We start from the raw sequence: 15568 nt of genomic DNA, 5'->3' as shown, positions 1-15568 counted from the left end.
CAGATTCTTCAGTACGTGGTGAGTAGCCTCTTAAACGGATCTCGTCTATGACGCGTTGTCTTAATGGGGTCATTGGTTTTCTCCGGTGAATAGGGGAAATCCCAATGACAAGTGTGGCAATTATGCTAGAGGTTGCTAGCTCCGCGTAGCGGCTTTGTTCAACAGCTTATAGAACGCCACTTTGGGGGGTTATGACACCCCAAAACGGCGTATATTACATGGCTTAATAATTCCACTAAACAACTCCAATGTAAACAGACAATTACGTATGTTATAAAATTACCGCTGCTAAAATACACCAAAACGACTTTTAATAATGTTATTGGACAAAACACAAATGACTGTCTATACATACAGCACCACTTGGAAAGTTGAAAATTATTTATGAAATCTCTTTTTCTAAGCATGATTAAAGATCATATGTATAGCAAGCGGTATGCAAAGAGTACTATTGAAGCTTTCCTGTTTTGGATAGCTGCCTATATTCGTTTTAACAATATGCAGCACCCAAGCTCTATGGGAGACACTCAAGTAGAATTATATTTAAACCATTTAGTAAACTCGCAAAATGTAGCGCAAGGCACACAAGCACAGGCATTGAATGCGCTAAGTTTCTTATACAAAGAAATAATTAAGTGTCCCCTCTCATTATCATTAAACTTTGTAAAAGTGTACGCCGAAGAAAATTACCCGTTGTGCTGACACAAACAGAAGTTCAATACGCGATATAAAATCGCTGCTACATGACTTGATAAAGCATTGATATTTTAAATTTCCATAAAAAAACCACGGCAGTTAACCGTGGCTTTTGAGTGCTAAGTATTACTGGTTAAACAAACTTACTTTAGTGCTTTTTTAACCACTGGGTAATGATCCCATACGTGTTTATCGCTTAAAGAGCGAACCAATTTAACGTATTCTGCATGTGTCCACGCAAGTGGTGTGGCGGAGTTAGTGCCCTCGCCTAATTGATAGCCTGCTTTGTTATTGCCTACGCCGTCCCATACTTGCTCAGGGAGCATCATGCCTTCGTTGGCAAACTGCTCTAACCCTTTCACATAGGTGTTTTTAATAGATTGCTGTTTGTCTGCGTTTAACGATTGCGTGGCATTAGCTGCGGCTATTTCATAATGGCCTCGCTCACCTGTAAAGAACGGCCAAACACGACCACGTTGCCCAGGGGTGTTTTGCCCGCCTTCGGCATAGTTTGTGCCAGTTACTTCATCTTCGCCGTAACCGTCGTTACCATAGCGGCGGTAGCCTGGGAATGAGCCGCTGCCATCGCTAAACTGATAGCTGTACTTAACTTGTAAGTTATCGGCTAAGGTTTCATCGTCATACTCAGGTAAGGTTTTTACAATGCTTGGAGCAAGTGCATCGCGCACGCCGTAGCGTACTAGCTCTAAAAAGCCGCCATCTAAAATTTGCTTTTTATTAAAGCCTTCGCGACCATTATTGGCATTAATTTTAGTGTTTGAATTGGCGTCTTTATCTTGGCCGATACGAATAAAATACTCACCGTCTGAATGGCTTGATTCTAAATTACCTGCGGTGGTGAACATCATGCTTTCAATGTCGCTATTGTATTTTTTAGCGGTTTCAAGATAGCGTTTAGCGTTTTGGTCATCACCTGCAAGTTTTGCAATATCAGCGGCGGTAATTAAACCTGCTACAACAGCGGCAGTTGTTGAAGGTGAATATCCTTCTTGCTCTTCCCATCGCTCTTGTTGAGTGGCTGGCGGCGTAATTTGCATGTCGTTCCACAAGATTTTTGCTCGGCCACCGTCAACTAAAAAGTCAGCAGCGGGTTTTAACATACGGCCGTACCAATCAGTTAGCTCTGCATCTGTTAATACATCTGCTTGGTGCAGTTTCCACGCAAGCATAATAGGCATGGCTGTTTGGTCAAGCTGCACACCAACCCATTCAAGTTCACCGTCAACATGTGTTTTTTGTAAGAACCAGCCAGTATCGCCATTGTTACCCGGTGTTTTGGCGTTTACTTGTACTTTTTCAAGGTATTCGAATGCGGTTTTAGCCGTGGCGGTATCTCCCATTGCCATGAACGCCATGGCTACTTGGTAAAAGTCACGCACCCATACCGCTTTATAGCCAGTTGAACCCGTTTTTGCTGATACCGTTTCGCCCCAAGGATTAGATAACGACGCGATAAGTGCGCCTGCATGGGTTTTATCTTCTTGCGCTTTTAACACCATGGCACTGGTGTAAAGAAGTTTACCGTTATCAGCTGTTTGCGCAGTCATGGTATTAAGCGGCGCAAGGCTTTGTAAGTAGTCTTGCCAGCCTAATGCCTCACCTTTGCCGTTGTAGTTATCAAGTACATTTTCATAGCCACGAGCTAAACTTGCTTGGCCTTCTTTAAAGCTTGCTTGCTCGTTGTTACCAAAACTTAGGGTTAAATCAAATTGGCTGTTTTTGCCAATCTCACCCAGTTCGGCGAGCAAGCTCACATTACCTGACTGCTCACCGGTGTTGGTATAAACATTATTTAGTTGCTGTGAGGCTTTCAGCTCATTTAGGCCATCGCTTTTGCCTGTAAAACCAACACTGGTTTGTTTAAACGGTTTTGCGCCTTGCAGTGATAAGTAACTATCGCCCTGCCAAGCCACTAAACCTTGCTCAGTGGTTTTGGCAAAGTCATCAAGGCCGTTGTTATCAATATATGGGTTAACACTTACATAGGCTTTTACGTTATCAAGCTTGGTATTAAAAATACTGCGAACAAATAAAGTTTGCCCGTCTGGGTCGGTAAATATGTGTTTTTCTAAGCTAAAGCGGCCTTGTTTGTCTGTGCTGGTTACTTTGTAAGCCAGTGATAACGGGCGACCTTGCGCATCTTTGTATAAATAATCAATCGTAACATCAAGGTCGTCGGTTTCTGTGACGGTAAAGTCTTTACCGACAACCACAAACTGCATGTCTTTAATTTGCGCTTGGTGAATAAGCCCGAACATGGTTTCGGTGATCATGCCTTTAGCAATCGAAAACCATACTTTGGATACTGTGCCTGTTGCTGCATTATCGCTGTATGCGCCGTTTTGGTATTGCTCAAATGATGTGCCAATACCGGTTTTACCTGAGTATGCCCAAAATGGCTCTGCGCCAGGCGCACCCGGTGCTGATAATTGCGAAGTGACGTGTGTATCCGTTCTTGCTTGTTCAGTGCTACAAGCTGTTAAGCCCAGCATAAGTAAACTTGTGGTGATGATGTTGTATTTTTTCATTTTTTACCCTTAATTCTTTCTCTTAGTGATTAGTGTGCTTAACACGCAGTACAGCAACAGCCGCCAATACAAATGACACAGCGCCTAGCACTAATGCATATATAGGTTGATTCTCAAAAAAGTGACGTAAAATGAGGCCAAGTACGCTGGCTGCCAGTAATTGCGGGATCACGATAAAGAAGTTAAAAATTCCCATATATACGCCCATTTTATGGCTCGGTACTGAGGTACTTAACATGGCATACGGCAGTGATAGAATAGACGCCCACGCAAAACCAATACCTATCATTGGCCAAATAAGTAATGTTGGATCTTTGATCACTATAAAGCTAACTAACCCTAGCGCACCTAATATTAAGTTGATGGCATGCGCGAGCTTTAAGCCCACACGCTTTACGATGATCGGGATACATAACGCGGCAATTGCGGCAAAACCATTGTAAGCTGCAAACAAAATACCGACCCAATCAGCGCCGTTATTGTACGCCGCAGAGCTGGTATCGCTGCTACCGTAATGAAAGCTGGTCACCGCTGAGGTGGTGTAAATCCACATTGCAAACAGTGCAAACCAACTAAAGAACTGTACCCATGCGAGTTGTTTCATCGCCTCTGGCATAGTGAATACATCGTTAACGACTTGGTAAAAGCCGCCCGTTGTTGCTTGCTTTGCCTTAAGTGCACCTGCAATAAATTGAATAACGCCAAAGCTCACTAAGCCACCAGCAAGTAAGTAAAGCTCTTTTTCAAGCTTTAGCCCTGTTACAAGCCCAAGCACAGCTAAACCGAGTACAGTAAAAATAATACCGCCTTTCGTAAAGTTAACTGTATTGGTTATGCTTTGTGGTTCATCAGCGCTGTCTTGCTCGTTAAATTTAGCCAGTTGCTCAGGTGAATATTCTTTAGTGGTTAGAATCGTCCAGCCAACCGCAATTAATAAAATGACTCCGCCAAAGTAAAATGAATACTTCACAGAATCTGGAATTTGCCCCAGTGATGCGGTATTGGCAATATCAAACCAGTTCGTCATCATCCACGGTAATGCTGAGGCCACAACCGCGCCTACCCCAATAAAAAAGCTTTGCATGGCATAGCCCGTTGCTCGCTGTTTTTTCGGCAGGTTATCGCCCACTAAAGCACGAAATGGTTCCATGGTTACGTTGATAGAGGCATCCATGATCCACAGCATGCCTGCCGCTATCCATAATGTAGGAGAGTTGGGCATAATAAACAGCGATAAGGTCGTTAAAATAGCGCCGTATAAAAAGAAAGGGCGGCGACGCCCTAGTTTGCCCCAGGTTTTATCGCTCCAATACCCTATGATCGGTTGCACAATTAAGCCTGTGAGCGGTGCTGCCACCCATAAAATAGGAATATCATCAACGTTTGCACCCAATGTTTGAAATATTCGGCTCACGTTACCGTTTTGCAGCGCAAAGCCAAATTGAATACCTAAAAAGCCAAAGCACATATTCCATATTTGCCAAAAGCTTAAATCGGGTTTGTTATCTCTCATCATGTGCTCCAGTGGTTAATACTGCACTGCTAAGCGCATTTAAAGTTAAGCTGATCTGTGCATGTTGTTCGGTAATAGTGATTACTGCTGTTTGGTTTGCTTCAAGTAAATCCAGTAACTTAAACTCGCCACGTTTATCATCAACTAAGGTGGTCATTGGAATTTCAATAGTGACGATTGTTTGTACGCTCGCAAAATTACTTACAACCCATAATTGTTGCTTGCCAATATTACGACTAAACGCAGCAACGTGCTCACTCCCTGTAACCGTAAGTGGTTGCATGTCACCGGCTACAATCGCTGGGTGCTTACTTAGTGCCATCACTGATTTGTAATATTCACGCAGTTGGTTTTGCTCAGTAGTTAACGCACCACCGTCAAATTTGCCATTATTCATCCACGCTTGATGCGCTGGCACGCCAATGTAATCAAATATACTGGTGCGAGTCGGTTGACCAAAGCCTGCATCTTCAGAGCCGTCTTCACCTACATCTTGGCCAAAGTACAACAGTGTCGGAGCGCGGCTAATAAGGTTTGATACCACCAACGCTGGTTTACCTTTGTCAGCACTGCCTGCAAAGTCAGGGCTTGCGATACGTTGCTCGTCATGATTTTCTAAAAAGTGCAGCATGTGTTGTTCAATGTCTGCAACGGCTTGCTGGGGTGCAAAAATGCTGTTTGCAGCTTGCTTGCCTTGCATAACGCCTTTAAGCGTGTCGTAAAAGCCTACTTTGTCGTAGAGGTAATCCATCTTCCCTTGATGAATATAAGGGCGGTATAAAGTGGGGTTGTATACTTCGGCCAATAAAAATGCATCTGGGTTGTGCATTTTAATCGACGAGTTTAAAAAGCTCCAAAACTCCACGGGCACCATTTCAGCCATATCATAGCGAAAGCCATCTACGCCTTTATCGAGCCAGTACAGTGCAATATCTCTAAATTTGTACCAGCTGTTAGGTAAGTCTTTATCTTGCCAAAACTCAAAATGAGCGCGTAAATCCTTAGTAGCATAATCGCTTGGTAAAGTGGGAAAGTCATAACTGCCGTCTGGTTTTACCCCATAGTTAACTTTAACTGTTTCGTACCAATCGTTTATATCTGGTTTAGCAGCACGTGCGCCGTTCCCCGTCCACTTAGCGGGTGTTTCATCAAATAAGTTATCGGCTAATGGATGCGCGTTACCACCAAGTACTTGATAGCCTTCGCTAGTTGGCACTTGAAACGACTGCCCTGTTACATAATAAAAGTTATTATCGCGAGCATACTCTACGCTGGTGTCATCTTGTTCACCAAAATCTTTTACGCCAGCAGGTTTTGCGGTTGACTTATAATGACGTGCAACATGATTTGGCACGATATCAATAACCACTTTCATACCATGTTGATGGGTGCGCTCTATTAACGCTGAAAACTCTTCTAATCGACGTTCAGGATTAATTGCTAAATCTGGGTTTACATCGTAATAGTCTTTAATCGCATAAGGTGAGCCTGCACGCCCTTTTACAACATCAGGATCATCTTGGCTAATTCCATATTGGCTATAATCACCCACCAATGCGTGGTGTAAAACGCCGGTATACCAAATGTGAGTCGTGCCAAGCTCTTTAATGCCTGATAATGCAGCATCATTAAAGTCACTAAATGTGCCCACACCATTTTGCTCTTTTGTACCCCAAGGCACATTTGCTGTTTGGGTATTACCAAACAGACGGGTAAACACTTGGTATACAACTGGCTTTGAATGTTCGCTAAATTGCTGCTTTGCAACTTGTTGCTCGTTTGCTTCAGGCTCAGGCTGCTTTGAGCAAGCAGTTAACAGTACACTGCTGGCCAAAAGCAACGAACCATACTTAAGTGAGCTAATTGTGGTTTTGTTTGTTGTCATAATCTTCTTACTTATCCAGACGGTTTAACAATATGTAATTAAACCGTCATTTTTATTATAGCTATGATACTAATGTGAACTGCCGCTGACTGACAGTATTTGCATACGTATTCACGTTATTCAATAACTAATACTAGGGCGCTCATCGCAGGTAAGGTGAGCGGTTTGGTTAGTTTCACCTTTTGCTTGTTGAATAAGGCGGTCGCACTTTTATGGTTCCCTAGTACTTCACGCATATAATCTAACGACCAGGTTTTAGCTGTGGTATTTTTATTTAAAAATACCAACACAGTTTGTTGTTCGCTAATACGGGCGTAGCTATACACTCCCTGTTTTGGGCTAAAGTGTGTCAGCTTTCCTTTTGCAATCGCTGGGCTATTTTTTCTAAAGTTAAGCAGTGTGGTTATAGTTTGCTGCATATCAACTTGATCGCTATTTAAGCCTTGGCCTGTAAACGCGTTTGTTATTTGTCCTGCAAAGCCACCGGGAAAATCAATACGTATATCACCATGATCGTTACTGCCCGTGTTATCTAGTAATACCTCAGTACCATAATACATTTGTGCAATACCCCGCGTGGTAAGTAGCATGGTCATCGCCATTTTGGTTTTTGCTAAGTCTTGTTTAAGCTCAGTATAAACGCGGCTCATATCGTGGTTATCGGCAAACACGAGTAAGTTATCTGGGTTTGGGTATAAAAAATCATTGGCAAGCGATTCATACACTTTGACCCACCCGGTATTCCAGCTTTCGTCTTCATTAAGTGCTTGAATAAGCGACTCTTGCAAAGAAAAATCCATTACACTGGGAAGACTTGACGTATAGCCATCGTTATTTATTTTTCCAGCTTGCCAATACGAGGCAATTGCTGGGTTTGAGGTCCACTCTTCTCCCACAATATTAAAGTTCGGGTACTCAGCCATAATCGCCTTGGTCCAATCAGCTAAAAACGCTTTGTCTGAATATGAATAAGTATCAACGCGAATACCGCTTAAATCAGCGTATTCAATCCACCAAATGGCATTTTGAATAAGGTAGGTAGCTAATAAAGGCTGGCGCTGATTTAGATCTGGCATGGTTGATACAAACCAGCCATCACTAAACTGGCGCTTATCAAACTCACTGGCATGAGGGTCTTGAATTGTTTGCCGCGCATGACTGGTTGCATGTTTACCATCAGCAAAATCGCCATTAAAGTTTATCCAGTCGGTAGTGGGTTTATCTTTCATCCACTCGTGCTCTGAGCCAAAGTGATTCAGTACTAAATCCATCACTAAGCCGATGCCGTGTTGTTTCGCTTTTGCTGATAACTCGCGGTAAAGTTCGTTCGAGCCCATACGTGAGTCTATGTTGTAAAAGTCTGTAATGGCATAACCATGATACGAATAACTTGGCATGTTGTTTTCAAGCGGTGGGGTTAACCATAACTGCGTAACTCCTAATTCATCTAGGTATGGCAGCGCATTGATAATACCTTGAATATCACCGCCATGACGCCCACCTCGTTCACTTGGGTTTGCAGCCTCTGCCATACCTTGAACCGTATCGTTACTGCTGTCGCCATTGGCAAAACGGTCAGGATTAATGAGGTAAATGGTATCGCCACTATCAAAACCTTGGCGCTCAGCGCTATGGTTACTGCGTGCTAATAGTGGGTATTCAAACTGATCTCCCGCTCTATTTTTAAACAGTAACTTACCCGGCTTGGCATTTGGGCTAATCTCAAGATTTATAAATGCGTAATTTGCGTTATCGGTCTTGGTAATACTTTTTAGCTCAACGCCTGGGTATGATTCCAGATACCATTGTTGTTTAGCAATTTCAGTTTCATGCAGCATGATTTGCAATGAGCTGTTTTGCATTCCCGCCCACCAGTTTTGTGGTGATACAGTCATTGCATTGACTGCTGAAGTTGTGGCTAAACATGTCGTTAATAACGAGCCTGCTAAAAGTGTGTGAATGAGTTTTTTCATATTATTGCTTCATCCTCTGCAAAAATTCATTGTGGGTTGGCAATTGGTTTACTGTCCCGTCAATTAACGTTTTTAAATTTGTGAATAGCTCGGCTAATTGTTCATCGTTGAGGGCATTGGCTAAGGGATGAAAATCGTCGGCTTCAAGCCCTTGTCCTATCATGACTTGTTGCCACGCAACTTCAGCAAACAGCTCGTCATCTTGGCGTATAATTTTGCCAGTGGCTTTAAATAAATCGATTTTCTTTTGCAGTGTGTCTGGAATACTCATTTGCTTACATTGACGCCAAAATGCACTATCTGTGCGTTCGGTTAATTTGTAATGCAAAATGATAAAATCTCGTATACGCTCAATTTCAGTTTGGCTTTGTTGATTGAAGGTATCAATCAAGGTTTCATCAATTCCGTCATGAGGGAAAAGTTTAATTAGCCGAATAGCTGCCGTTTGTATTAAATGAATACTGGTTGACTCTAATGGTTCTAAAAAGCCACTTGATAAACCCACAGAGACCACATTTTTATGCCACTGTTTGCGACGGCGTCCCGTTTTAAAACGAATAACCCGCGGCTCAGTGATAGGCTCGCCGGGTAGATTATCTAATAACTGTTGTTTAGCCTGTTCATCCGTCATATGGCGGCTTGAAAACACCAAGCCATTACCAACCCGGTGCTGAAGTGGTATTTGCCATTGCCAACCTGCATCATGCGCAATCGAGCGTGTGTAAGGAACGGGATCATTCGAACTTTGAGTTTGTACTGCAATTGCGCTATCACAGGCTAACCAGTGCGACCAATCTTCAAAACCTGTATTAAGGGTTTGCTCAATCAACAATGCTCGCAGCCCCGTACAATCAATAAATAAGTCACCTGATATTAACTGCCCATCATCAAGCGCTAAGGCGCGAACAAAACCGCTCTCTTCACATTGTTTAACGTGTGCTATTTTACCTTCAATACGTTTAACGCCGCGCGAAATTGTCAGCTCTTTTAAAAACTCACCGTACAGGGTTGCATCAAAATGGTAGGCGTAGTTTAAGCCTGTGAGCTGTGTGTTGGGTATATGCGTTAAGTGAGCAAACTTATGCTGTTTGGCAGCTTGGTAATTGAGGGAAAAATCCCAAAAATCAGCAGCCGTCCCTTGCTGCTTTGCTCTTAACCAAAAATGGTAGAATTCACAAAACGGAAAGTCTTTGCCAATATCGCCAAAAGCATGCATGTAGCTGTGTTGTGGTGCTCGCCAGTTTTCAAATTCAATCCCCAATTTAATAGTGGCCTGGGTTGCTTTTATAAACTCGTTCTCTGGTATACCCAGTGCCGCATTAAGGTGAAGGATCGGCGGAATACTCGCTTCGCCTACGCCTACAGTGCCTATTTGCTCTGACTCAACAAGGGTAATGTTAACAACCTTACCGAGCACTTTATTAAGTAGCGCTGCGGTGATCCACCCAGCGGTGCCACCACCCGCTATTACCACGTCTTTTATTTGTTGCTTTTGCATAGCACCTGCTCCACTTGCGTTTACATAAGTGTAGTCGATATAAAAAAGCCCTTGTAAAACAATTCACAAGGGCCTTTTAACGCTAAAGGATGTTATAGCTTGTAACTAAAGCCAAGTAAGAAAGTACGGCCGTAATCTTGATAATCACGTACTTGTAAATCACTGTCGCCTTGTAAAGAAACAAATGGTTCTTCAGTGATATTCTGGACTTGGAAGGTCACGCTTAAACCGTCAAGGCTTTCTACGCCGCCTTCACTAAAGTCATAACCAATTTGCGCATCCCAAATGGTCTCGCCTTTAATATCAACTTGTGTTGTTTCAAAACCTAAGCCATAAACGTCACCTTTAAAGTCACTACGTTTACGCATACTAGTACGCGCTTGGAAGCCACTACGCTCATAATAAACAGTTAAGCTATCAATTTGATCTGATAAACCTGGTAATTCATAGTCATTACCATTTTGGTCTTGAATGTCTTGCTCAACACCTGTGTGGCTTGCGATCATACCAAAACCATCAAGCGAAGAATGGAAAATATTAAACGGCAGAGCAAGTGACAATTCATAGCCCCAAAGATCACCTTCACCACCATTTACTTTACCCGAACCGGAACCAGTTGAGTTAGCTGGGATCTCACCTGTTGATGGGTCTGCAATACCAGACATATCTACTTCATAGCTACCATCAAAAATCCACTGCGTTATATCTTTATAAAAGAATGCAGCTGCAAAGTAGCCTTCGGCATTAAAGTAGTTTTCGTAGCTTAAATCTAACCCTGTCGCTTCTTTAGGTTCAAGCAAAGGATTACCACCTGAAACATTCCAGTAATTACCATTTTCATCTGGTTGCTGATTATAGCTTGCATTAACTGATGCATTCATTTCATCTAATCGAGCGCGCGAAATTGTTTTTGCAGCACCAAAGCGAATGGTTTGATCTTCATCAATCGCAAACGATAAATTAATACTTGGTAGGAAGTGATTATAATCATGACTTACATCTGTTGGCGTAACAACAACAAGTCCATCAACCGTGTTTGCCGCAGAGCCTTGTGATGATTGCTTAGTTTGTACATAACGCGCACCAATGTTACCAGTAACAGGGATTGAACCTAGCTCTGCATTGATATCTAGCTGTGCAAAAACTGCGGTTACTTCTTCTTGTACTGTCCAAGATTGCGTTTTATGTTTTTGGTCAGTTAAGCTCTCTTGCAGTAAGTCATAGTAGCCATCATTAACTAAACCATTCACATCATAGGCTATCATGTTGCCCATACCAATAAAGTCTAAACTGGCTGACCCTTCACGATATTGCTCAGGTACTGATAACATCCCTGGATTTGAAAGTGAAAAATCTTTTAATGTCATGTAATAACCTTCTGACAGCTTAGACTTTTCTCGGTCACGGTATGAAATACCAAAACTGACTTTACTGAAATACTCACTATCTAGTACTTTGCTCGCAGCAAGTTTTAGAGTTGATAGTTCATCATTTATTTCAGGTGCATTAATAAAGCCGTCTTGCGCCGTGTTTTCATAAGGTGTGCCTTTTAAACCATATTTATCATTCAGGGCAGCACTACTCCCCCAAGACAATGGGCCACCTAACTGAATTAAGCCATAATCGCTGTAATCAAGTTCATGTGAAAATTGCGCGCCAGTATTACCACCATCAAATTCATAACCAATGTTCTCTGCGATCCCATTAGCATCCCCGCGACCCGTTCCTGAGTAACTCTCAATACTCCAAATTTGACGTTCTACCTCTGAGCGGCTGACATCAAATTCAACTGACCAATCGTCACTGATATCATATTTAGTATTAAAGCCAAATTGTGTCAGTTCTGCATTTCGTTCTTCGTAGTCATTTCGTACAACTACGCGCTGACCTTGAGTTACAGCACTCGTTATAAAGTCCGAGTTGGCATCGACTACTTCTGAACCTGATAATATTTGACCTTGGCCCCAAGCAAAAGGTACTTCAATACCACGTAGAATTTTTTCATCTGAAAAATCCACATATAACGCATCAAACGTCATACTTAAACGATCTGTTGGTGCTGCTTCAATAACAAGCATAGCTGAATCACGTTCAAGGGTTGATGAACGCACGAATGGTTTTGCACCACCTAAAATAGGATTATATGGCCCCACAGTAGTGTCATCTTTTAGTTTATTTTCTGAAATACTGTAATCAGGATAACCCCAAGAGTTCCAACGTTTCTCTTGATTAGGTGAACTCATTTTATTGTAAGCAAATGCAACACCAATCGTGTCATCTGCAAACTGGTCTATGTATGAAACTGTGCCACGGAAACCTTGGTCATCGCCATCAGGATTTAACTTTTCAAAACCTGTTTGCTCCAATTGACCATTAAACATGATAACGCGCTCACCTTTACTTAACGGTTTTACGGTTTGCATGTCGATAACACCCGCAATACCTTCAGCGTCTAGGCTGGCGCTTGGTGTTTTGTATACGGTTACACCGCTCATAATTTCTGATGGGTAAAGGTCAAACTCAACACCACGGTTATCGCCAATCGATACTTGCTCACGGCCATTAAAAGTTGTTGCGCTTTCGTTTTCACTGAAACCACGAACACTCACGCGGCTAGCACGACCATCAAGGCGTTGAGCAGTTAAACCAGGTAGGCGTGCAATTGATTCAGCAATTGATGAGTCAGGCAATTTACCAATATCTTCTGCTGAGATAGATTCGACCACTTCCGATGAAAAACGTTTTGTATTGATTGACTCTACTACGCTGCCACGAAAGCCTTTCACTTCGATGACTTCAACGTCATTGTTTGCTGTTGGTTGCTCTAGTTGTGCGTGCGAAGCGAAACTGCTAATACCTGCTGTTGCAAGTGCAATTGTTAATATACTTGGTTTGAACATAGACATGATGTTTCCCCATTACCCATATTGTTATACCAACGAGACAACAGCGTGTGATAGATGCAGTTACTCGTTAGGTGATTTTGTTGTCAGGGTGAATATTAACGCCCGCTTTATTTTATTAACAACTTTATGCATACGTATTCAGATTAGTGCAAAAACAATCCATTTAACAAAAACTTTACAAGATTAATGGCAACACCTTGTTTTTATAAGGATAAATAACAACAGTTGTCGTGCAACAGATCACTAAATTAATTTTACCAACCACAGCCTGTGTATTCTCACTCTCTCTACCTGTAAACACTTAATTTCAAACAAGCTTGCTAATATTGCCCAGTAAAAATCACGAGACTTTTTCGCAATGAAATTGGTAAGACCATTATTGAAATACACCAATAACTCGCAAACCCTTTTAAAATCACACCAAAATGAACGTTTGAAATTGTTAACTTTACTCAAGCTCCAATTGGTAAGGTTTAATAAGTAAGCCATATTGAGTTGTTAAAGCCAAATTTTCAGTGCTGTCACTATCGCTTTCAAAATCTATTTGTCATGCATACGTATGCAGGCTTTTTACAGTCTTGTAGCCTTCACGTATGCTTTTTAAAAAATAACGTGGCGAAGTAGTAGCCACATCTAAGATTGACGTAATCACTATGATTAATATAGTGAAGCAGCACTGTCACGATGGAGAAAAGCATGGCTCAGCAGCAATGGTATAAAGGTGCGGTTATATACCAAGTTTACCCGCGCAGTTTTCAAGATACCAATGGCGATGGAATTGGTGATTTAAAAGGGATCATCTCTCGCATTGACTATATTAAAAGTCTCGGTGTTGATGCGATTTGGATCTCACCATTTTTTAAATCCCCAATGAAAGATTTCGGCTATGACATTAGTGATTATCGTGACATTGATCCACTATTTGGCGATCTTAACGATTTCGATGAATTGATCGCACAAGCACATCAACGTGATATTAAAATCATTATTGACCAAGTATTAAGCCACACATCGGATCAACATCAATGGTTTTTAGACAGTCGTGAAGATAAAACCAATGATAAATCTGATTGGTATGTATGGGCTGATGCAAAACCAGATGGTACACAACCAAATAATTGGTTAAGTATTTTTGGTGGACCTGCTTGGCAATGGGAGCCGCGCCGTGGCCAGTATTATTTACATAACTTTTTAACTGAACAACCGGATCTAAACTTTCATAATCCTGACGTTCGTAAAGCAGTGCTGGATAACGTGGAGTTTTGGCTGAAAAAAGGTGTAGACGGCTTTAGACTTGATGCAATTAACTTTTGCTATCACGATGCACAGCTTCGTGACAACCCCGCTAAACCACCTGAAAAACGCCAAGGCCGTGGTTTTAGTGAAGATAACCCGTATGCGTTTCAATATCATCACTACAATAACACGCAACCTGAAAACATCAGCTTTATGCAGGATATTCGTGCCTTGCTTAATAAATACCCAGGCACAGTGTCATTAGGTGAAATTTCATCAGAAGATTCATTGGCCACCATGGCCGAGTACACTTCAGGTGGTGATAAGCTGCACATGGGTTATAGTTTTGAATTACTAACCAATGACTACAGTAGTGAATACATTCGTACAACAGTTAAAACTTTAGAACAACGTATGACTGAAGGCTGGCCGTGTTGGGCCTTCAGTAATCATGATGTGGAACGTGTTGCGAGCCGCTGGAGCAGCGATAGCAGTATTAATCCAGCGCAATGTAAGATGCTCAGCGCACTGTTAGCTTCACTACGTGGCAGTGTTTGTATGTACCAAGGTGAAGAGTTAGGTTTAGGCGAAGCAAGTGTGGCATTTGAAGACTTACAAGACCCTTACGGCATTACTTTTTGGCCAAACTTTAAAGGCCGTGATGGTTGTCGTACACCAATGCCTTGGCATAACAACGACTGCGAGCAAGCCGGTTTCTCTACAGTCAAACCATGGTTACCCGTTGATCAAAACCACAAACATCAAGCCGTTAATGAACAAGAAAACGATCGTGATTCAATCTTAAATGCCTTTCGCCACTTTATGGCATGGCGTAAAGAGCAAGCAGTATTACTTGAAGGCGATATTGAGTTTATTGACACTAAAGAGCCGATACTTGCTTTTTACCGTCATTTTGCAGGACAAACTATGTTATGTGTATTTAACTTAGCGCAAGAACCTGCAAGCCTAAACATTGAGCACACGAATGTTGTGCCTCATGTTGAACTGCAACATCATAATGGTGCTATTGATAATCACACGCTTACCCTGCCTGGTTTTGGTTGTTTTTACGCAACGATAAGTTGATTTTTACAGTGCTGCCCACAGCATTAAAAAGTAATTCGTTCTCATAATCGTATATAATCGGTGATTGCAATCGCCGATTTTTATACTCATATTAATAAGCAATCAAATTATTTTTATACCAATCGCCATTTATAGCGACAGAGAAATAGAGCGATAACAAGGCATAAATTTTTAATGTAGTTGTCCTACATTAAAAATTTATAACGCAATTAACGCTTTATTTAGC

At 41.9% G+C, this 15568-nt stretch carries 8 protein-coding genes; 2 read left to right on the top strand and 6 right to left on the bottom strand.

The annotated features are described in order from the left end of the window. Window positions 1-384: 384 nt before the first annotated feature. On the top strand, window positions 385-702 hold the full coding sequence (locus CWB85_RS20320) for a site-specific integrase (protein WP_212748245.1): 318 nt from the start codon (window positions 385-387) through the stop codon (window positions 700-702). Window positions 703-839: 137 nt separating this feature from the next. Here the strand turns inward: CWB85_RS20320 and CWB85_RS20315 are convergent, their stop codons facing one another. From CWB85_RS20315 to CWB85_RS20290, 6 genes are all read right to left on the bottom strand, one after another. Then, window positions 840-3245, bottom strand: a complete 2406-nt coding sequence (locus tag CWB85_RS20315; protein WP_138555879.1) for a glycoside hydrolase family 15 protein — start codon at window positions 3243-3245, stop codon at window positions 840-842. A 22-nt stretch (window positions 3246-3267) separates the two neighbouring features. Continuing rightward, entirely contained in the window at window positions 3268-4758 is a 1491-nt protein-coding gene (locus tag CWB85_RS20310) for an MFS transporter (protein WP_138555881.1), read from the bottom strand. After that, window positions 4748-6643: an alpha-amylase family protein gene (locus CWB85_RS20305; protein WP_138555878.1), complete on the bottom strand. Its 1896-nt coding sequence runs from the start codon at window positions 6641-6643 to the stop codon at window positions 4748-4750. The genes CWB85_RS20310 and CWB85_RS20305 overlap by 11 nt, the downstream gene beginning before the upstream one ends. Before the next feature lie 116 nt (window positions 6644-6759). Further along, the gene (locus CWB85_RS20300; protein ID WP_138555877.1) at window positions 6760-8616 is read right to left on the bottom strand and encodes a glycoside hydrolase family 13 protein; all 1857 of its coding nucleotides are present in this window, start codon (window positions 8614-8616) and stop codon (window positions 6760-6762) included. Between the two features lies 1 nt (window position 8617). Beyond that, window positions 8618-10114 (bottom strand): tryptophan halogenase family protein, encoded by a 1497-nt coding sequence (locus CWB85_RS20295; RefSeq protein WP_138555876.1) that lies wholly within the window; start codon window positions 10112-10114, stop codon window positions 8618-8620. Between the two features lie 92 nt (window positions 10115-10206). Further along, window positions 10207-13020, bottom strand: coding sequence for a TonB-dependent receptor (locus CWB85_RS20290; protein WP_138555875.1), 2814 nt, complete (start codon window positions 13018-13020; stop codon window positions 10207-10209). A 696-nt stretch (window positions 13021-13716) separates the two neighbouring features. Here CWB85_RS20290 and CWB85_RS20285 point away from each other — a divergent pair. Beyond that, a complete protein-coding gene (locus tag CWB85_RS20285) occupies window positions 13717-15342 on the top strand; it encodes an alpha-glucosidase family protein (protein WP_138555874.1) in 1626 nt (541 codons plus the stop codon). Window positions 15343-15568 lie beyond the last annotated feature (226 nt).

This window comes from Pseudoalteromonas sp. S1727 (assembly GCF_005886375.1).
GTDB classification, from domain to species: domain Bacteria; phylum Pseudomonadota; class Gammaproteobacteria; order Enterobacterales; family Alteromonadaceae; genus Pseudoalteromonas; species Pseudoalteromonas haloplanktis.
Note: the sequence above shows the minus strand (reverse complement) of the source record. Positions and strands in the feature narration are given on the sequence as shown.